Raw genomic sequence first — 21,724 nt, forward strand, 5'->3', positions numbered from 1 at the left:
TACATTTTATAATAGAAGTAAATAAGGTGGCAAGTTCTATCAAATAATCAAATTTTAAGTGAAAATATGATTAATCAAATGTCTTTTGATTTGGTTTTTCATATTACAATTAAATATATTCATTTATTTTAGGGACAAACCAATAATTTATTAGGTAAAACCGTATATAATATATATACGATTAACAAAAGGAGGAAAATTGAATGTTTAAAAATCGTTATCAAAAAATCATCAGTTTCCTTCTTTTGATTTTTTTTGTTGGTTTTATAAGTTTTTGTTTATTTCACAGCGAAGTTACATCTTTTCAAGTTGTTCCAAATGAATATATATATAAAGTAGATAGCATTGATGAAGCATATGATTTAGCAGATACGTATAATCTTACTTTACAATCTATTACTAGTTATAATATAGCTATTTTCGAAGCCAATGAAAGTCAAAACGAGTCACTTCTATTAAGTGAGGGTTTTCAATACAACTCTTATTCTTCAATTACTGCTCCACCAAGGCAAAGTACAACTGATCCCTATCTAAATCAGCAATATTCTTTAGAACTCACCGAGACTATAGATTCCTGGCCTTTAACCGAAGGTTCTTCTTCTATTTTAATCGCAATCATCGATACTGGAATTGATAGCAATCATGTAGAATTTGTAGGCAGAATTTCTTCTTTATCTTATAATACCGTCACAAGTCAAGTTGGTCTTGCTGCTGTGCTTGATGATTTTGGACACGGAACCATGGTTGCAGGAGTTATTGCCGCAAACAAAGACAATTCAGTAGGAATTGCAGGAATTACTCAAAACACTCAATTATTAGTAATTAAAGCAAATAATGCTGAAGAAGGTACTTTTAAAGACAGTGAAATTATTGAAGGAATATACTATGCGGTAGAACAGGGTGCAGATATTATTAATCTTTCTCTTGGAGGATCTTATGCTAATTCTGAGACAGAAGTGGCAATCAATTATGCCACGCAACAAGGAGTAATCGTTGTTGCTGCCTCCGGAAACGATGGAACTGATGAACCTTTATATCCGGCTGCGTTTGAAAACTCGCTATCCGTTGGAGCCATAGATGAATATCAAAATCTTGCAAGTTATTCCAATTTTGGAGATACCATTGACCTTGTAGCTCCTGGATCTGAAATTATCACGACGGTTCCAAATAATGGATACGCCACTGTTTCAGGAACGTCTTTTGCTGCTCCTCATGTATCTGGAATTATAGCTTTGTACCTGAGTCTTTATCCAGAAGCTACTTTATCTGAAATAAGATCAAAAGTTCTACTTTCTGCGAATGATTTAGGAGCTGTAGGACTAGACGAGTATTTTGGCTATGGCATGATTAATACTTATGATTTTCTAACCAATGAATACCATGAAGTGAGTTTTGTGACAAGTCCAGGTACTGCTGTTGAACCCGTTTTTGTTTTGAACGGAAATATTTTACCAGAAGTGAATACTCCAACTTTAACAAATTATGTGTTTGTTGGCTGGTATCTTGATACTAAATTTATTAATGCTTTTTCATATTCAACTCCGATAACGTATGATTTGGTTCTATATGCGAAATATTCTTCTGCATTTCACACTGTTTCCTTTATTACAGAGGGTTCATTAGTTGCAAATATCATTGTCGCAAATGAAGATGAATTTATTCTTCCTACTACCTTGCTTGATGGCTTTTATTTTAGAGGATGGTATCTCGATTCTGCTTTTGAAGTTCCTTTTGAAATGAGCCCTGTAGAATCTGATTTAACTCTTTATGCAAAATTTGAAGAAATCATTTATTATGACATTACCTATATGGCTTTAAATGAAGTCTATTCTAGTACTTTAGTAGAGGCTTTAAGCTTTTTAGATCCATCGTCAATTGATATAGAAGGGTATACGTTTGAAGGATGGTATATAGATAGCGAATTTACTTCAATTTATGAATCCGGAATTGTAACATCAAATATTACCTTGTATGCAAAACTTTCTCCTATTATGCTTTTTATTTCTTTTGTATCAGAAGGAGATCCATTAGAAGATATTTTTGTCAACTATGGAGAGATTCCAATTCTACCAGAAGCGAATAACCCGGGTGAAGTATTTGCTGGGTGGTTTCTGGATTCTTCATTTGTTAATCCATATTCTCTTTTTCCAGTTCAAACCAATCTTATATTATATGCTAGGTTCCTTCCCGAAGCCATTCAAATTAATTTAATGATTGATGGAGAATTGTATAATCAATTGTATTTCCTTCCGGATGATGAAATCTTGTTACCAATTCCTGCCAAAACTGGATATGAATTTACTGGTTGGTTTGAAGAGGTTTCTCTTACAACACAATTTCTAGAAGACACAGCTTCTGAAAACATAACATTATATGGAGAATTTGAGCCAATCCTTTATACAGTAAGATTTTTTGGGTCTGATCTTCAAACCGTGATATTTACCATAACGGATATTTATGATACAATTTTTTCACTTCCTACCCCTCCAACGAAAACCTCAACTGTTTCATTTGATTATGAATTTATCCAGTGGAGTAGCGAGATATCTTCTATTACTGAAAGCATAGATATCTACCCTGTTTTTAATAAAATTTTTATTCCTTCTTCGGTTGAATTAATTCATGGAGTTGATACGATTTATCAGTTTTCTTCCTTTGTCGATGCAGGAATTCATCTGTTAGACTCAACACTTTCCATGCAAAAAATTGGAGTTGTAAATTCTTTAATTTCAGGAAGATACACTATAACTTATCAAATAAAATTTGGCTTAGAAATCGTTTATGAAATTAAAAGAATTGTAAACGTACTACCTACAACCTCTCCGGTAATCATTGCTTTAAACGAAGGACTTTCAACCCTATTTTTACATGATTCCTATATAGAAGCTGGAGCCACTTCAAACCTTGGTACAATCGAAATTATAGGATCGGTCGACAGTAATACCTCAGGAGTTTATCACATCATCTATCAAGTAGAACTTGATGGAGTACTTTACCAAAAGAGTAGGTTTGTATTTGTCTTAGCGGATTTAGAACCTAAAACAATTTTAACCCTTTTTGTAGCCTATAAGGAGGATGAATGGAGTGCGTAAATCGTATAAATTTATGATTATATTTCTTTTCTTTTTTCTGGTAAGTTGCACAACCGTCGATCCAAGCAATGTCACAATTGAATTAAACGAAGGCATTGACACAGTCGAAATTAATACAAGTTTTATCGACATGGGTGCCAAAAGTAAAGCCTATGGTTTTACGGTTGAAAATGAAGTGATTTCAACCACAGTCGATACAACCACTTTGGGAACTTACGAAATTGTGTATCAAGTTTCCTATAAAGATGTCATAAAACAAATCACCCGAATGGTTATCGTCATTGATGAAACCGCACCGACTGGAACAATCAATTCAGGAATTGATACCGTTTTTGTGGGAGATGACTGGACAGATCAAGGTGTCACTTCAACGGATAATAGCTTAGAAGATGTACAAGTTTCTGTGACAGGACATGTATTGACCGAATATCCTGGAGAATACATTATTGAATATCACTTAAGTGATTCTTCTGGAAACGAAAGTATTTTATATCGGTACGTAAATGTTATCGAAATAGATGACTAAAAGATATGAAAAAGGATTGTCAAAAAATGACAATCCTTTTTTTCTTCTCAAGTTATAATCAAAAGATAAATTTCCTCAAGCTAAGGTAAAAAAAATGTGAAACCAGCAATGTGGTTTCACTGAATCCAAGCCATTCAAAATAAGGTGTATTCCCCATATATACAAATACAAGAAATTCAACTGCTAATAAAAAAGCTAAAATAATTGCCATAACTAGTGACTTATACTAATAAATCTTGACACAAAAACTAATATATTGACTTCGTGAATCCCAATACATAATTCTTTAACTAGTGAAATGTTACAATCTATATATGGGGAATACTCTTTCATTATACTCTTAATTTTGATGATTGTGTTATTATTTTAAAAATTAATTATATTTTTTTTTAAAGAGAGTTATATTATTTATTTAGTCTTAATCAAAAACATAATAAAAGGGCAATTTCATACATTTTGATATCACCCTTTTTATAAAATCATTTACTTATTATTATTTATGAAAGATTTGTCTTTATACATTCGCTTGTCTGCATCTATATAAAGTTGATCCAAAGACTCATGTCCATTGTAAACGCTCATACCAGAAGAAAAATCAAAAAGTCCATTTGTATTGAAAAAAGGATCATTTTTAATTTTCAAACGCATTTCGTTTAGAACTTCATTTATGGATGAATTGTTTAATAACTCAATGACGACGATGAATTCGTCTCCACCATATCTAGCAATCATTTTCTCTTCCTTAAATACATCTCTTAATAGCTTTGCAAAAGCTATTAGCACTTGATCTCCTACGTGATGTCCGAATTGATCATTGATAGCTTTAAAATGATTTAGATCCATCATTATTAAGGTAAAGTGATAATTCCTATCATACAAATTTGATACATATTCTTCCATAGTTCTTCTAGAATAAAGCCTTGTTAAATAATCCCTGATTCCTGTAGTAGTTTCTAAAAAAATGTAAACTACAACTGCAGATAATGCAAGCATCGTCCATGAAAAAAACAAATGATAATCAATAATTTGTAAAACAGATCCAACTAACGGAAGAAAAAAGAAAGCTATTACTCCATAAATAATATTATTTTTTATGATTTTACGATTTATAAAAACAAATCCTAACAAATATAAAAGGCCTCCATAGATAATAACGTATTTTATCCATTCTAAATTGGCTACATGGTAACTGAAATTATCATCGATATAAAAAAATATAGGATAAAAAATATTAATGATTAAAAAAACAAACATAATATAGGACAAGAACTGATAATAATGACGTTTAATAATTCGTTTCCGGTTTCCAAAAATCTTATAATCTAGGTAACTTCCCCAAATTCCAATTAAAATAGGCGACAGCATAACTAAGGTGTAATTAGAAATATAATTTATTGCTAGTTCAAAGCTATCTTGAGAGGAATCAAAAATCCAAGTGATTGGCTCAACAATTAATGCAAGAATAGTAATCCAAATAATCGCAGAAAGTAAATGCGTCGAATATCGATAAATATCGCGTTTGACTCTAATAACAGTGTACAAAACTAATAATAAAACAATCGCAAATAGATTAATATCATAATCCACAAGTATTTCAATCAAAGATATCACTCCTTAAATTATTAGTTATTAAATTATATCATATAATTTTAAAACTGTGAATAGGCTACATACAATAAATAATATTGTCATTTTAGAAGTTTATGCACGGCATTAAAATGAATCAATTAATTTTTTAAGTTTATAACTTTTTACAAGGATATTTTTCAATATTGTTCGTAAATCAATATAAATGTGTTACTCTTGACAATTAATCTATTTAAACATAAAATTGATTATAGATTCACTTATCTTGTTTTAAAAATAATAGGAGGTTTCACTTATGAAAGTAAATGGTAAAGTAATCGTTGTCACAGGCGCAGGTGGTGGTGTAGGAAGAGAACTTGTTCTTCAACTTCTTGCAAAAGGAGCGGTTGTAGCTGCAATCGACATTAACAAACAACGTTTAGAAGAAACGGCTAAAATTGCAGATAAAGAAGAAAAATTATCCATTCATGTCTGTGACATTACAAATCAAGATGTCGTAACTCAAGTTTCCAAAGAAATCATTGAATTGCATAAAGTGGTGGACGGACTCATAAATAACGCAGGAATCATTCAACCATTCATTAAAGTCAACGATTTGGATTATGGTAAAATCAATATGGTTATGAACGTTAACTTTTATGGTACTCTTTATATGATAAAAGCTTTTTTACCTCATCTTTTAACTCGTCCCGAAGGTCACGTTTTAAATGTTTCCAGTATGGGCGGATTCTTCCCATTCCCAGGACAATCCATTTATGGTGCTTCAAAAGCGGCAATTAAATTACTTACTGAAGGATTATATGCTGAATTGTTAGATACAAATGTAAATGTTACTATTGTATTTCCAGGAGCCATTGCTACCGATATTGCCAAAAATTCTAATGTCTCCATGACAGTACCAAAAGCAGATGAGAAACCTGCCATGAAAATGTTGCCAGCCTCTGACTGTGCAGCTATCATTATTAATGGAATGGAAAAAAACAAATTTCAAGTTTACGCTGGAAAAGACTCTAAAATGATGCGTTTCATGTATAAATTAAGTCCAAAAGCAGCTATTAAAATGATTTCAAAAATGATGAAAGATCAAATTCAATAACAAGTCAAAAACTTAAGCATTGTTTTTTTACAGTTCACGCTTTATAAAGCATTCTTAAATCTATAAAACTAATCATCGAATTCTTCTGCTTTGAGAAGATTCGATGATTTTATTTTTAGTGAATAATTTAGTATATGAAAATAAATTGATACATTCAAAATGAAACTTAGAAGTTTAAACTAGTCAGTAGTGTCAGAAGTTAGTGGTTTAAAAAAGAAAATTCTGTGATAGTCTTTTCTTTTTTTTATGATGATGCTAATATAAAGATAATAATATTTTTTTACTTTCTTTTTTTTACTAACCTTTAAACAAAGATGTAAAACATCAGAAGGGAAATTGCAATGAAAAAACACTTTTTTATGTCAATATTGACAATTTGCTTGGTTTTTTTGATGACTGCTTGTGGGCAATTGGCAGGAAATAGCCCTATCGTTTATGAACCACCCACAGACGTTACCGCCTGGATGGATCTTAATCAAGGTGAAACCATTACTGAGATGCATTCTGGAAACATGCACCGTATCTATTTAACTTCAACTGGAAGATTATTGGCTATTGGAAATAACGAATATGGTCAATTTGGAAAATCAACGCCTCAATACAAAGATACTTTCATTGACATCACGTCAAATATTGGCCTTGCTGCAGGTGAAGATGTTAAACAACTTGTGATTGGCATTAATGCTGATCACAACTTGTTACTTACTACCAATAACCGCTTACTTGCCTGGGGTTACAACCATTTTGGTCAAGTGGGAAATCAAACCAATATTCATCAAATGACCCCTTATGATCTCACCTCGTCTTTTTCTTTAGGAGTTGGAGAAACCATAGAGTGGATTGCCTCAGGACAGAATCAATCACTAGCAGTTACATCGAATAACCGGATATTTACTTGGGGAAGAAATGATTATGGTCTTTTGTTAGATGGAACAACGACCAATAAGAATCAACCAACCGAAGTAACAACTTTTCAATCACTTTTGCAAACGGGAGAAACCATTGAAAAAATAGTTTATGGTGCAACGCATGCCCATGTTCTTACTTCTTTTGGCAATTTGTATGGATTTGGATTGAGCGGATACTTTGCACTTGGAAATGCTCAAGAAGCTTCTGTTTCACTTACTCCTATTCTAATTAATCCAACTCTTGGACTTCAATCAGGGGAAACAATCACCGACGTTATTGGTGGTTGGGTAAGTGGTATGGTTTTAACTTCAAATAACCGTCTTATTTCTTTTGGAGGTAATCAGTCTGGTCAAGTGGGTTCTGGATCGGATGAATACCGAGTTCAATATCCAACAGACATCACTTCCTTATTAAATCTTAATACAAATGAAACAATTTCTTCTATTTCCACAAATGGAGAACAATTTCTTTTACTCACTAGTCTTGGTAGACTTTTCGCTTGGGGAAGAGGATTTACTAAAATGGATTTTGAAACAGATCTAAATGATGCAAATGTTCCAACGGATATATCCAATCGGCTTGGATTAAATGTAGGCGAAGTTGTAACCTTAATCAACGCAGGTTGGAGCCTTCATAGCGATCCTTATTCGATGGTTAAAACTAGTCAAAACCGTATGATTGACTGGACGCTTATGGTAATCTATGATTATTCATATACCTCAGCCAACGATAAAGTTACGATTACTTCTTATTTAGGGCAAAACCAAGTGCTTTATATTCCAGAAGAAATTGATTGGATGCCGGTTGTAGCAATAGGAGACAATGCTTTTAAAAACAATCAAACTCTTTCGACTATAACGATTCCTGAGTCTGTTAAATCCATTGGCAATAACGCTTTTGAAAATGCTTCAAATCTTGAAGAAGTAATTCTTGAAAATACTGATACATCTCATATCACTACTCTTGGAACAAATGTTTTTAATAATACTCCTTCTTATTTAAAACTGCTTGTATTTCCTTCTTGCTTAACTCAATATCAAGGTGCTTCTAATTGGAGTGCTTATGCTTCGAAAATTAGTGGGTATAATTCCTCTCTTGCGCAGGCGGTCAACCCTCCAGTTCTTTTAACTGGAATGAATCCAGTTTATTGGGATGATGACTTTATTGAGATTGTAAAATATACCAATGTCCAAACTGGTGCTATCAATCCAAATTGGGATGAAACAAAATGGTATGCATACCTCGATACTTTCTCTTATACAGATACAACGGGAGATAATGGTTTTTCTCACTGGGCCAATGCTATAAGTTTAGATGGATCTTATTGGGTTTGGATTCCTCGTTACATTTACCGCGTTTCTCTTGGTTGGAATGAAACCAAAACTGGTTCAATCGATATCAAATTTACAATTGGAACGAATGATAGTGTTCACAATCTTCCATTACAAACTACTGGTGCAGCTTCTGACTCCAATCATACTTGGACCAGTCATCCTGCTTTTACATTTGGTCAACAAGAACTAACTGGTTTCTGGGTTGCTAAATTTCAAGCCTCAGAGGTCTCAGGAGAAGTTCAATCATTGCCAGCAGTAACGCCATTTATGGATGGAGACCTCGACTCTAAGTTTCTTCGAGTAAGACAAATGGAAACGAAAACGTCCTATTATGGTTGGAATTCAACCGAACTCGATTCTCATATCTCAAAAAGCAGCGAATGGGGAGCCGTAAGTTATCTTTCACTTTCCGTTTATGGAAGGTATCGAACTTACGCCGCTGCTAACCGAACTCTCTATCTTGTTCTTCATAATAATGAAAATTGTTTTGCGACGAAGACAGGTGGAAGTGATCAATTAACTGGTTCTTACAGTAGCCCATCTTGGACATATAATGGATATCAGTCAACCACTGGAAATCCTTATGGTGTTTTCGACATGAGCGCTGGATTCACAGAAATAATGGCAAGCATTTTACTTCCTTCTTCAAGTGCAGATAATCCTACCTATGGTTTGTCCATCCTTGCAGGAAACTCTAAATACTATGATACCTTCTTAACAAATCCTACTTTAGGTTCTTTAAGTAAAGGAGACGCCACCTATGAAACAAGTGGGGGTCTTGGTGAGAATTTAGCCTGGGGTGGTCAAAGATCAGTTTCGCCAACCATCCAATATCCTTGGTTTACTCGAGGAGGGTCACACGGACAACTTGGAACTGGAAATTTTAGTTTTAGTGGCTCAAATGGTTCTTTAGATGATAACACTACTTTTAGAACAATATTGGTCCCAACACCTTAAAATAATTATATAAAATAGAAATTTCATTTAATGAAGTATCGTTATTTAAAAATTAATTTACATCTTTATATTGTAAATCATAAAAGAAGTTAGTGTTTTAAAAAAGAATATTTTGTGAGAGTCTTTTTTTTTACTTGTTATACTGTTAAAATATAGATAATAATATTTTTTTACTTTCTTTTTTTTACTAACCTTTAAACAAAGATGTAAGATTTCGGAAGGAAAATTGCAATGAAAAAACACTTTTTTTTGTCAATAATAACGGTTTGTTTGGTTTTTTTAATGTCCGCGTGTAATCAATTCGCATTTTGGGTAAGTACCACTCCTATTGTCTATGAACCACCAACCGATGTTACCACCTGGATGGATCTTGATCCAGGTGAAACCATTACCGAGATGCATTCTGGAAACATGCATCGTATCTATTTAACTTCAACTGGAAGATTTTTAGCTATTGGAAATAATCAATATGGTCAATTTGGAAAATCTACTCCTCAATACAAAGATACTTTCATTGACATCACGTCAAATATTCATCTTGTTTCAGGAGAAGGCGTTAAACAGTTGGTGATAGGCCTAAGTGCTGATTTTAACTTACTACTCACTACTAATAATCGCTTGCTTGCATGGGGTTATAACTTTTATGGCCAAGTGGGTAATCAAACCAATACCGACCAAAAAACTCCATATGATCTCACCTCGTCTTTTTCTTTAGGAGTTGGAGAAACCATTGAGTGGATTGCGGCTGGAGAAAGTCAATCATTAGCTATTACATCGAATAATCGAATATTTACTTGGGGAAGAAATGAATACGGTCTTTTGTTAGATGGAACAACAACCAATAAAAATCAACCGACCGAAGTAACAACTTTTCAATCACTTTTGCAAACGGGAGAAACCATTGAAAAAGTGGTCTTTGGTTCATATCATGTTCATATTCTTACCTCGTTTGGTAACCTATATGGCATCGGAATGAAAAGCTACTTCGCTCTTGGAAACGCTGAAGAAGGTTCTGAAACACTTACTCCTATTCTAATTAATCCTACTCTTGGGCTTCAATCGGGAGAAACCATCTCTGATATCATAAATGGTTGGTTAAATGGAATGATTTTAACTTCGAATAACCGACTCATTTCCTTTGGTGGGAATGAATTTGGACAAGCCGGGGCAGGCTCAGATGAATACTGTGTTCGCTATCCAACAGACATCACTTCCTTATTAAATCTTAGTACAAATGAAACAATATCTTCTATTTCCACAAATGGAGATCATTTTCTCCTTCTCACAAGTCTTGGAAGGCTTTTTGCTTGGGGAAGAGGATTTACTAAAATGGATTTTGAAGCTGATCTTAATGTTTTAAACTTTCCAACCGATATAACAAGTAAGCTAGGCTTAAATACTGGCGAGGTTGTAACCTTAATCAACGCGGGTTGGAGCTCTAATAGCGACCCTTATTCAATGGCTAAAACTAGTCAAAATCGTATGATTGACTGGACATTTATGGCAATCTATGATTATACTTATACCTCAGTTAACGATGAAGTAACGATTACTTCTTATACCGGTAACAACCAAGTACTTTATGTTCCAAATGAAATAGATTGGATGCCGGTTGTAGCAATAGGAGACAATGCTTTTAAAAACAATCAAACTCTTTCGACTATTACGATTCCTGCTTCTGTTCAATCCATTGGCAATAATGCCTTTGAAAATGCTACGAATTTAGAAGAAATAATTCTTGAAAATAAAGATGCAACTAATCTTACTACTCTTGGGACAAATGTTTTTAATAATACTCCTTCTTATTTGAAGCTTCTTGTATTTCCAACACTCTTAACTCAATATCAAAGCGCCACTAACTGGAGTGCTTATGCTTCAAAAATCAGTGGGTATAATTCCTCTCTTGCTCAGGCGGTCAACCCTCCCATTCTTTTAACTGGAATGAATCCGGTCTATTGGGATAATGACCATAATGAAATTGTAAAATATACCAATGTCCAAACCGGTGCTATTAATCCAAATTGGAATGAAACGAAATGGTATGCGTACATTGATACCTTTTCTTATGCTGATACAACAGGAGAAAACGGTCCTTCTCACTGGGCCAACGCTATAAGTTTAGATGGATCTTATTGGGTTTGGATTCCTCGTTACATCTACCGCGTTTCTCTTGGTTGGAACGAATCCAAAACTGGTTCAATCGATATCAAATTTACAGTTGGCACAAATGATAATATTCACAATCTTCCATTGCAAACTACCGGTACTGCATCTGATTCCAACCATACTTGGACCAGTCATCCTGCTTTTACGTTTGGTCAACAAGAACTAACTGGTTTCTGGGTTGCAAAATTTCAAGCTTCTGACGTATCAGGTGAAGTTCAATCAGTTCCAGCTGTAGCACCATTTGTGACAGGAAATCTTGATGCTAAGTTTCTTCGAGTAAGACAAATGGAAACGAAAACTTCTTATTATGGCTGGAATTCAGCCGAACTCGATTCTCATCTTTCAAAAAGCAGCGAATGGGGAGCTGTAAGTTATCTTTCATTTTCCGTTTATGGTAGACATCGAACCTATGCAACTGCAAATAGAATACTCTATGATGTCCTTTATAATAACCAATATTGTCTTGCTCCAATGACGGGTGGAAGTGATCTTTTAATCAGTACTTCCGGTAGCGCTTCTTGGATAAACAATGTACAGATGTCAAGCACAGGAAATCCTTATGGTGTTTACGACATGAGCGCTGGATTCACAGAAATAATGGCAAGTGTATTACTTCCTTCTTCAAGTGCAGATAATCCTACCTATGGTTTATCTATCCTTGCCGGAAATTCCAAATACTTTGAAACCTACTTAACAACTAGTACTTTAGGTTCTTTAAGTAAAGGAGACGCTACCTATGAAACAAGTGGGGATTTTGGTGATAATTTAGCCTGGGGAAGTCAAAATTCAATTTCGCCAACCACTCTAAATCCATGGTTTATTCGTGGAGGATCACACGGGCAACTTGGTACTGGAATTTTCAGTTATAGTGGTACAAGTGGCGCTTCAACTAATTATGTTACTTTTAGAACAATACTGGTCCCAACGCCTTAACAAAACTATAAAAATAAACAATCGCGAAGCTAACGATTGTTTTTTTTATATCTTGATTATTCAAAAAGACATGATCTATCATTTTTTTTGAAATTTGATGTTTTAAATAAGAATATTCCGTGAGAGCCTTCTCTTTTATTTGTGATAATGCTAATATAAAGATAATAATATTTTCTTACTTTCTTTTTTTATTATCTCTTATTCATAGATGTAAAACATCAGAAGGGAAATCGCTATGGTAAAACACTTTTTTATGTCAGTAATAACGATTTGTTTGGCATTTTTAATGACATCTTGCAGTCAATTTGCATTGTGGGGAGGAAATGATACTACTATTTATGAAACACCCACCGATGTTACATCTTGGATGGATCTTGATCCAGGTGAGACCATTACAGAGATGCATTCAGGGAACTTACACCGCATCTATTTGACTTCAACTGGAAGATTTCTCGCTATCGGGTCTAATTTAACGGGTCAATTTGGAAAATCAACGCCTAAATACAAAGATACTTTCATTGACATCACTTCAAATATCGGTCTTGCTTCAGGAGAAGGCGTTAAACAATTTGTGATTGGCATTCGTGCTGAGCACAACTTACTACTCACCACTAATAACCGCTTACTTTCATGGGGTTACAACGATTTTGGCCAAGTGGGTAATCAAACCAATACCGATCAAATAACTCCTTATGATCTCACTTCGTCTTTTTCTTTAGGAATCGGTGAAACCATTGAGTGGATCGCGGCTGGAGAAAGTCAATCATTAGCTATTACATCGAATAACCGGATATTTACTTGGGGAAATAATAATTATGGTCTTCTATTAGATGGAACAACGACTAATAAGAATCAACCAACCGAAGTAACAACCTTTCAATCGCTTTTACAAACGGGAGAAACCATTGTTAAAGTGACTTTTGGTGGGTTTCACGTTCATATTCTTACTTCTTTTGGTAACCTTTACGGAATTGGAAGTGGTTACAACTTTGCTCTTGGTAACGCAGATGAAATGCAAAATTTCCTTACTCCCATTCTAATTAATCCTACTCTTGGCCTTCAATCTGGAGAGACAGTTTCAGATGTCATGGCCGGTTGGAAAAGTGCAATGGTTATAACGTCAAATAACCGTCTTATCTCTTTTGGTGGCAATGAATTTGGACAAGCTGGCGTTGGTTCAGTCGAACTCCGTATTCAATACCCAACAGATATCACTTCCTCATTAAATCTAAGTACAAATGAAACAGTGTCCTCTATTTCCACGATGGGTGACCGTTTTCTATTACTCACAAGTCTTGGTAGACTTTTCGCTTGGGGAAGAGGATTTACCCTAATGGATTTTGAAACCGACCTGAATTATATAAATGTTCCAACGGAAATATCATATCGACTTGGCTTAAATGCTGGAGAAGTTGTAACCTTAATTGATGATGGGTTGAGTACAGACAATGAACTCTTTTTGATGGTTAAAACCAGTCAAAATCGTATGATTAATTGGCAACTTTTGATGACCTATGAGTATACTTATACTATAGCCAACGATGAAGTTACCATTACTTCTTATACCGGAAGCAGTCAAGTACTTTATGTGCCAGATGAAATAGATTGGATGCCGGTTGTAGCAATAGGAGACAATGCTTTTAAAAACAATCAAACTCTTTCGACTATAACGATTCCTGAATCGATTAAATCCATAGGTAATAATGCCTTTGAAAACGCTTCAAATCTTGAAGAAGTAATTCTTGAAAATACTGATACATCTAACATAACAACTCTTGGAACAAATGCTTTTAACAACACTCTTTCTTATTTGAAGCTTCTTGTATTTCCTACGTGTTTAACTTTGTATCAAGGATCTACAAATTGGAGTGCTTATGCTTCAAAAATCAGTGGGTATAATTCCTCTCTTGCGCAGGCGGTCAACCCTCCCATTCTTTTAACTGGAATGAACCCAGTCTATTGGGATGATGATTATAATGAAATTGTAAAATATACCAATGTCCAAACCGGTACTATCAATCCAAATTGGGATGAAACAAAATGGTATGCATACCTTGATACCTTTCCAAACAGAATTCATCCAGGAAATATTGGTTCTTCCCGCTGGGCCAATGCTATAAGTTCAGATGGATCTTATTGGGTTTGGATTCCTCGTTACATCTACCGAGTTTCTCTTGGTTGGAACGAATCCAAAACAGGATCAATCGATATCAAATTTACAGTTGGCACAAATGATAATATTCACAATCTTCCATTACAAACTACCGGTACTGCATCTGATTCCAATCATACTTGGACCAGTCATCCTGCGTTTACATTTGGCCAACAAGCACTAACTGGTTTTTGGGTTGCAAAATTTCAAGCCTCTGAAATATTGGGTGAAGTTCAATCAGTACCAGCTGTAACACCATTTATGACAGGAAATCTTGACTCTAAGTTTCTTCGAGCAAGGCAAATGGAAACAAAAGCCTCTTATTATGGTTGGAATTCAACCGAACTCGATTCTCATCTTTCAAAAAGCAGCGAATGGGGAGCCATAAGTTATCTTTCACTTTCTGTTTATGGCAGATACCGAACTTACGCAAGTACAAATGCAACTCTTTATTCTACTATTTATAACAGCCAAAATGTTCTTGCACCAAAAACAGGTGGAAGTGATGTTTTACTAGGTTCTTACACTGACCCATCTTGGATATATAATGGACATCAGTCAACTACAGGAAACGCCTATGGTGTTTACGATATGAACGGTGGGTACAATGAAATATTAGCAAGTGTTTTACTTCCTTCTTCTAACGCAAGTAATCCAGCCTATGGTTTATCCATCCTTGCCGGAAATTCTAAATACTATGATACCTTCTTAACAACTAGTGCTTTAGGTTCTTTAAGTAAAGGAGACGCCACCTATGAAACAAGTGGGGGCTTTGGTGAAAATTTTGCATGGGGCGGTCAAAGTTCCATCTCTCCAACTACTCAAAATCCATGGTTCATTCGAGGAGGATCGCTTGGACAACTTGGTCCTGGAAATTTCTGTTTTAGTGGCTCAAATGGCACTGCAAATGATTTCACTACTTTTAGAATGGTATTGGTTCCAACACCTTAACGAAACTATAATAAAAAGCAATCGTTAAATTAACGATTGCTTTTTTTATGACTTGTTGACTTGATTCAACTTCTTTTATTACTATTTCTTGAAATTTAATTATTTGAATGTAAATAAAAAAAAGCCGAAATCGGCTTTTTAGTTGTAAATTATAAACTTACGATGTTTGATGCTTGAGGACCTTTTTGTCCTTCAGTTACATCGAAACTAACAGCTTCGCCTTCTTGTAAAGCTTTGTATCCATCTTTTTGAATTTGAGAAAAATGTGCAAATATATCTTTTCCATCTTCAGCAGTGATGAATCCAAACCCTTTTTCAGCGTTGAACCATTTTACTTTACCAGTCATGAATGTTACCTCCTTATATTATTTTTGATTTTTTACAAATTGTATCATTATAATTGAGGTAACTTCGTTATCTTAATTTCAATCCACATTTATATTATATCTACTTTATAATACACTATTTTTGAATTAATGCAAGAAATATAATTTTTTATTTTTGAATGTGGGAAAGAAATCAATCTTTTTCTTAATTTAAGCTATCTCTAATCAAGTATTTGTCGATGATATCTAAATTTTATGGTTGCATTGCTCCAAATAATACAAGCCAAGCAAGAAGTGATTTCGCAACCAAACTTAACACAATGTAAGCTCGTTCTCCATAAAGATAGTTTTTCCATTTACCAATTTTTTTGTATTGTAAAACCATATTCACCGGAAAAGAGTTAAATGCAACAAAATACGTTCCAACAATGGCCCATACAAACCAAGGAACTTGACCAAAATTAGCATTACCAAACATATAAAGTAAGATAACAATCCATGGAGCGATTCCGGCAATGGCGCCCCAAATGAATGGTCCCCAATTGATTTTTTCGTTTTGTGCTCTTTTCGCATTTAATTGTTCCATCACAAGTCCAAATAAATTCATACTAGCGTTCACTATGAAAATTAGGATTAGAGACGCTATATCATAAATTCCAAATAAAGTCGCAATTAGTACAATCATTATCGATGAACTTAGCGCATATTCAAACCATCTGAATTGGTTGATTCCTTTTTGCAAATCACTATTATATTTTTTATTGAGTTTATTTGGAATCGAAATTAGTGCATGTGCCACTGCGCTTAGTAATAAAAACATTGCCACAAGTATTCCAAACGGTAATTGAAATAGTTCTTTACTTGCAAGTTCTAATGATTGCGTAATTGTATTAAATTGTAAAAAGTTTTGTGTAATAATTGGTTGAAATTCTCCAATCTTTTGGATGACAGTTGAAGCTAAAAACAACATTAATATTCCTTGTATTAGATGAAGTGCACCCATTATCATATTAAATCGACGTAGTTTTTGAAAAGTTAAATCCATTTTATTTCCTCCTAAAAAAGTGTTTTATATATATAATATTATATCATACACATGAAAAGTTGAAAAATGAAATGCTTAAATTTGCTCTCGATATAAAAGGCGGTATCATAAAATATCATATTAGCTATGTATTTAATTCTTATGTCATTAAATCTTTCTTTATGGTGTTTCTTGAATGTAAGTTTCGCAACCTTCAAAAGCATTTAGATATGCTTGAAGAGTCGTTGCTGGGACCATAATTTTAAGAGTAGATGGCACATCCCAAAATGCTAACCAGGATTCTAAAACAGGAGGAGTTACTCCAAGCATATTGACTGTTTCAAGATTAGCGCACTCTCCAAAGGTGTACCTTCCAATAAATTCTACGTTTTCTGGAATGGTAATAGTTGTAAGAGCCTCACAATCGTAAAAAGCAAATTCTTGAATAAATATTACACTTTGAGGAATGGTGATTTCGATTAAATTAGGTTGTCCATAAAGGGCTGACCCTGCAATTCCTATTGTTCCTGGAAGGATCAATATTGAAGTAGCTAAAGGTATTTCTCCCTTATAAATTAAAAATACTTTTCCAGCATATATCATTCCACTTGGTTGATTATTATACCATGCCGTACTACCAAAAGCATATGTTCCAATGTCTTTTAAACTATCTGGAAATTGGATTGATGCAATATTTGTGCAATTTGAAAAAGCTAGAAATCCAATGTGAAGTAAGCCGTCCGGAAAGACAATCGACGTAAGTCCTGTACATTCATCAAAAACATATTGTCCAATGGATTCCAATCCAATTGGAAAAGTAATATTGGTTAGATTTTTACAATTATAAAAGGAATCATCTTCAATGTATTTTACCCCAGATGGAAGCGAATAACTAACATCTGCTTTTTTTGCAGGATAAAGAACTAAATTTTCCATATTTTTGGTGAAAAGCACTCCATTAAGGGATGCATAATTTGGATTTAAAGAATCAACTGAGATTGTTTCAAGTGTGCGTAATCCGTAAAATGCTCCTTTTCCTAAAAAGGTAACTGAAGCAGGTATCGTGATATTAACGAGTCTTGTACATTCAGAAAAAGCATACTCATTAATTGTTGTTACATTTCCACCGAAACTGATGGATGTTAGATTAACACAATGAGAAAAAGCTCGTTCGCCAAATTCTACTAGATTGCTACTTAATGTCAATGAACTAAGACTTGCACAATTAGAAAAAGCATATTCTCCGATGGTATAAATGTTATCTGGAATAACAATGGATTGAAGGCTTGTACAATCTTTGAAAAGATTATCTGAGATAGAAGAGATATTTAGGGGCAAATTAATGGATACAAGTTTGGTACAGTTTGAAAACGCTCCATCGCCTATGTAATTTATGCTATCTGGTAAAACTACTGTCAAAAGTTCGCTAATCGAGTAAAAAGCTCCAGATCCTATTTCTTCCAATCCAGCAGGAAATGTAATAGAAGTTATGGCACTACAGATATTAAAAGCTCCATTTCCAATTCGAAGGAGTCCAGATGAAAAGGTAATCTGGCCAAGATTAAAATCTTGAGAAAAAGCATTCTCACCAATTTCAATGATTGAATTTGGCATGATAATTTCCACTAAATTATATTGATCATTAAATGAATATGGCGCAATGCTTTTTGTTCCTTGATTAAAAGTAAGCGAAGTAGAACTTGGCATAACTCCTTTGTAGGTATATGCTACTTTGCCAATATATACTACTCCATCATTTTGACTATCAAGCCATGGAGAACTATATCCAAGTAAGTTACTTCCAACTTTTTCGATAGAGTCGGGAAAAACAATTGTCAAAAGATTTTCACAATAAGCAAAAACACTTGTTCCTAATTCAGTAACTTGATCGGAAATCGTAATCGATAAAAGTGCGGAACAGCCTAAAAATAATCCATCACTTAGCTTAGTGAGTCCGGTTCCAAACGTAATGTTTGAGAGTGCTTCGCAAGCACTAAAGGCTCCTTCTCCTAAAGAAGTTAGACTATTTGGAAAACTAATACTTGTAATACTATGCGTATTCGAAAATGCGTAATTTTCAATAGTCGTTAAGGTTGTAGGAAAAATTAAATTAGGTAAATTAATACACATATAAAAAGCGTAACTGCCAATTATTTCAAGGTGTGAAGGTAGAGTAATATGAATCAAATTTCTACAAAAATAGAAGGCTTGATGCCCAATGGATACAATGGATTCAGGAAGAGAAATACCTGTCAAAGTTTGGCTATTAAAAAATGCACTATCTCCTATTCCAGATACTACCTTACCTAAGTAATACATGGGTATTGTTAATTCTACTTCTGTTCCTACATAGTATGCGACTTCATAAGTATCGTCATCTTTTAATGTATAATTCAGTCCAACTGTTCCTAGCAATTCCTCCCAAAGAGGAGTTACGGTAAGATTGGATGTAACATTAGAAAATCCTGAGTCCCATCCTAAAAAGGAATACCCTGCCTTTTCAATCGTTGGAGCCAAAGCAGTGGCGCCTGGTAACACATTTTGAATAAGAGTTCCAGAAACAAGAGTTCCTCCGTCAAGCGAAAAAGTTACTGTAAAGGTTGTCTGTGTCGAAACAGTAGTTGAAGATGATATTGCAGAAGTAGTCGTAGTCGTTTGAGAAGTGGTAGTGGTGGTAGTAGTGGTTGTTCCTCCCAAAGCACATCCAGCAAGAATTGTTACAAATAGAAGTATGACTAATCCAAAAAATAATTTTGATTTCATGTTATTTGCTTTTCCTCTCTTTATTCTTTCTATTTAAATTGTTTTTTTAATCACAATAAAGACACATCATAAAAACCGAATGCGTCAAAAGATAGATTGTAGATTTGATTCAAATGTTCTTAGTGATAAAAAGGAAAATAAGACAACATTTGAACGCGATGCATCATGCGTTTTTTAAAAAAAATGGTATAAAACAAGTTATAATTTAGTATATCATTTTGTTTCTTCATTTTGAATTTGATTAAGATTCATTTTAATAAGATTAGCACAGATAAAATTTGTTGTCAATAGCCTATGAACTTAAGCTTTAAATTCATTTAAAAAACAGATATGTCTTGTTTTTCATGTAAAAAAACTAGAATTTTTTCATTCTAGTTTTTAATATTTTATTTATAAGCTTCTCTAAATCCTTCAATCAAAATATTTGTTTGATAGATATTGATGGTTTCAATTCTTACTACATCTTCCATCATGAATTTATAATCATACATTTGCTTAAAACTTATAGAAAAAGGAAAATTATAGGTAGAGTTAATTCCCTCTGAGGTGAAAGCATTATAATAATCTCCTTGATTATACCCAAACAAAAAAGAGCCATTACTTAATGCGTAGGTATAATAATATTCTACTTTTTTGCCAATTTCTGTTTCAATAATCTTAGAAGTTGAAAAACGGTTGATAAAATATTGTTCATCTTGGACTACATAATCTTCTACTTCTACTAAAGTCCCGGTTTCTAAGTTAATTAGTAATCGAGAGTAATTGTTTAAATAGAATGAATCCATCTTTGTGTTATATACGTAACTTCCAATTCGATTCTCCGCGTCATTTGTATAAAAGTTAATAATATCTGGCAAATCTTTGATTACTTCTATTGTACTATAATTAAATTTATAATTAATGGATGTGTCAATATAACGATCATTTTCATAGAAATCAATGTCAAATACATCCGGGTTGCTATTTTCATCTGTTACATATTCTACATCACCTTTTGCAAAAACAAACGTCGATGGAATATCTTCTTCGAAAGTTGTCATTGAAATATCGATTAAATATCGATCATATCCTGAAGTTTGATCTTCTATTTCAGATAAACTTGATTCATAGACAATACAATTTGCGTCTAAATTCGAAAACTCTGGGGCCGTATAACTACTTGCATCAATGTAATCAATTTCATCTAAATACTCTTGCGTTGTATTTGTGCTTACCACAAGCAATGGATTATATTCATTTTCTATGACTTTCTTATATCCACTGTAGTAATTTTTTGTGTGTTCTCTTTCTTCAGTGGATTCTTCCGAAACAACTCGTGCTTCTATGGTGATTTTTTCAATATTCTTATTTTCATTATATACATATTCAAAATGACTTGATAACACGGTATACATATAAACAGTTGAGTTGTCTACTGATTCATAGTTCGTATATTCTCCACTTGCCGTTTCGGTAACGTCAAAAGAAATATATTCTTTGTCACTTGTAAAGGTATTGGAATAGTTATCAAGCACTGGACATATATAATCAAATTGTGAAGAGTAAATCAAGTTGTCAAAATGGTCATAATATGCACATGCAATCAGAGGTGGGATTTCATATCGTTCAATGTAATTTATTTGAAAATTGCTTCCTAAAATCAAAAGCAATGAAACAATACAAATGGTAAATATTCTTAAAATCCACAACCTGATTCTACTAATATCAAATTGTTTAATAATTTTGTTGTAAATAAAGTATGAACCAAAAATCAATAGATAAGCTACTAAAGCGAAAATTAATACATGTCTAAAAACAAACCAGAATCTGTATATCGATGGCACAATACTGTAAAGTATTACAATCGATATAAACATAACTACTGGTATTATAATTAAATATATTCTTTTTTTCATGATGCTCCCTTCA

The 21,724-nt window shown here is 33.6% G+C and carries 11 protein-coding genes; 6 read left to right on the plus strand and 5 right to left on the minus strand.

Annotation, left to right across the window (positions count from 1 at the left end; all coding sequences use genetic code 11):
• Positions 1-203 precede the first annotated feature (203 nt).
• The gene (locus KJ971_04815) at positions 204-3,092 is read left to right on the plus strand and encodes a S8 family serine peptidase (GenBank protein MBU1145158.1); all 2,889 of its coding nucleotides are present in this window, start codon (positions 204-206) and stop codon (positions 3,090-3,092) included.
• Complete coding sequence (locus KJ971_04820; protein ID MBU1145159.1) at positions 3,076-3,618, plus strand: DUF5011 domain-containing protein; 543 nt, start codon at positions 3,076-3,078, stop codon at positions 3,616-3,618. The genes KJ971_04815 and KJ971_04820 overlap by 17 nt, the downstream gene beginning before the upstream one ends.
• Positions 3,619-4,101: 483 nt before the next feature.
• On the opposite strand, the gene KJ971_04825 is transcribed toward KJ971_04820, so the two are convergent.
• Positions 4,102-5,220: a GGDEF domain-containing protein gene (locus KJ971_04825; protein ID MBU1145160.1), complete on the minus strand. Its 1,119-nt coding sequence runs from the start codon at positions 5,218-5,220 to the stop codon at positions 4,102-4,104.
• A 280-nt stretch (positions 5,221-5,500) separates the two neighbouring features.
• Between KJ971_04825 and KJ971_04830 the strand changes: the two genes are divergently transcribed.
• The 4 genes from KJ971_04830 to KJ971_04845 all read left to right on the plus strand — a co-directional run bounded on the left by KJ971_04830 (position 5,501) and on the right by KJ971_04845 (position 15,703).
• Complete coding sequence (locus KJ971_04830; GenBank protein ID MBU1145161.1) at positions 5,501-6,301, plus strand: SDR family oxidoreductase; 801 nt, start codon at positions 5,501-5,503, stop codon at positions 6,299-6,301.
• Positions 6,302-6,642: 341 nt separating this feature from the next.
• Positions 6,643-9,501 carry a leucine-rich repeat protein gene (locus tag KJ971_04835; protein ID MBU1145162.1) on the plus strand — a complete coding sequence of 953 codons (2,859 nt, stop codon included), beginning with the start codon at positions 6,643-6,645 and terminating at the stop codon, positions 9,499-9,501.
• A 231-nt stretch (positions 9,502-9,732) separates the two neighbouring features.
• On the plus strand, positions 9,733-12,600 hold the full coding sequence (locus KJ971_04840; protein ID MBU1145163.1) for a leucine-rich repeat protein: 2,868 nt from the start codon (positions 9,733-9,735) through the stop codon (positions 12,598-12,600).
• A 235-nt stretch (positions 12,601-12,835) separates the two neighbouring features.
• Positions 12,836-15,703 (plus strand): leucine-rich repeat protein, encoded by a 2,868-nt coding sequence (locus KJ971_04845; protein ID MBU1145164.1) that lies wholly within the window; start codon positions 12,836-12,838, stop codon positions 15,701-15,703.
• 149 nt (positions 15,704-15,852) lie between these two features.
• Here KJ971_04845 and KJ971_04850 read toward each other — a convergent pair whose 3' ends face one another.
• The 4 genes from KJ971_04850 to KJ971_04865 form a co-directional block, all read right to left on the minus strand.
• Positions 15,853-16,050: a cold shock domain-containing protein gene (locus KJ971_04850; protein MBU1145165.1), complete on the minus strand. Its 198-nt coding sequence runs from the start codon at positions 16,048-16,050 to the stop codon at positions 15,853-15,855.
• A gap of 232 nt (positions 16,051-16,282) precedes the next feature.
• On the minus strand, positions 16,283-17,074 hold the full coding sequence (gene heR / locus KJ971_04855) for a heliorhodopsin HeR (protein MBU1145166.1): 792 nt from the start codon (positions 17,072-17,074) through the stop codon (positions 16,283-16,285).
• 159 nt (positions 17,075-17,233) lie between these two features.
• Entirely contained in the window at positions 17,234-19,816 is a 2,583-nt protein-coding gene (locus KJ971_04860; GenBank protein ID MBU1145167.1) for a leucine-rich repeat domain-containing protein, read from the minus strand.
• 386 nt (positions 19,817-20,202) lie between these two features.
• Positions 20,203-21,711, minus strand: a complete 1,509-nt coding sequence (locus KJ971_04865) for an energy-coupling factor transporter transmembrane protein EcfT (protein MBU1145168.1) — start codon at positions 21,709-21,711, stop codon at positions 20,203-20,205.
• Between the last annotated feature and the right edge of the window lie 13 nt (positions 21,712-21,724).

It is taken from the genome of Bacillota bacterium (assembly GCA_018818595.1).
Taxonomy (GTDB): Bacteria; Bacillota_I; Bacilli_A; order Izemoplasmatales; family Hujiaoplasmataceae; genus JAHIRM01.

Bases quoted from the DNA above. Each gene is read 5' to 3' on its own strand.
- KJ971_04815 (MBU1145158.1), top strand. From the start codon at position 204: ATGTTTAAAAATCGTTATCAAAAAATCATCAGTTTCCTTCTTTTGATT.
- KJ971_04820 (MBU1145159.1), top strand. From the start codon at position 3,076: ATGAATGGAGTGCGTAAATCGTATAAATTTATGATTATATTTCTTTTC.
- KJ971_04830 (MBU1145161.1), top strand. From the start codon at position 5,501: ATGAAAGTAAATGGTAAAGTAATCGTTGTCACAGGCGCAGGTGGTGGT.
- KJ971_04835 (MBU1145162.1), top strand. From the start codon at position 6,643: ATGAAAAAACACTTTTTTATGTCAATATTGACAATTTGCTTGGTTTTT.
- KJ971_04840 (MBU1145163.1), top strand. From the start codon at position 9,733: ATGAAAAAACACTTTTTTTTGTCAATAATAACGGTTTGTTTGGTTTTT.
- KJ971_04845 (MBU1145164.1), top strand. From the start codon at position 12,836: ATGGTAAAACACTTTTTTATGTCAGTAATAACGATTTGTTTGGCATTT.
- KJ971_04850 (MBU1145165.1), bottom strand. From the start codon at position 16,050: ATGACTGGTAAAGTAAAATGGTTCAACGCTGAAAAAGGGTTTGGATTC.
- heR (MBU1145166.1), bottom strand. From the start codon at position 17,074: ATGGATTTAACTTTTCAAAAACTACGTCGATTTAATATGATAATGGGT.
- KJ971_04860 (MBU1145167.1), bottom strand. From the start codon at position 19,816: ATGAAATCAAAATTATTTTTTGGATTAGTCATACTTCTATTTGTAACA.
- KJ971_04865 (MBU1145168.1), bottom strand. From the start codon at position 21,711: ATGAAAAAAAGAATATATTTAATTATAATACCAGTAGTTATGTTTATA.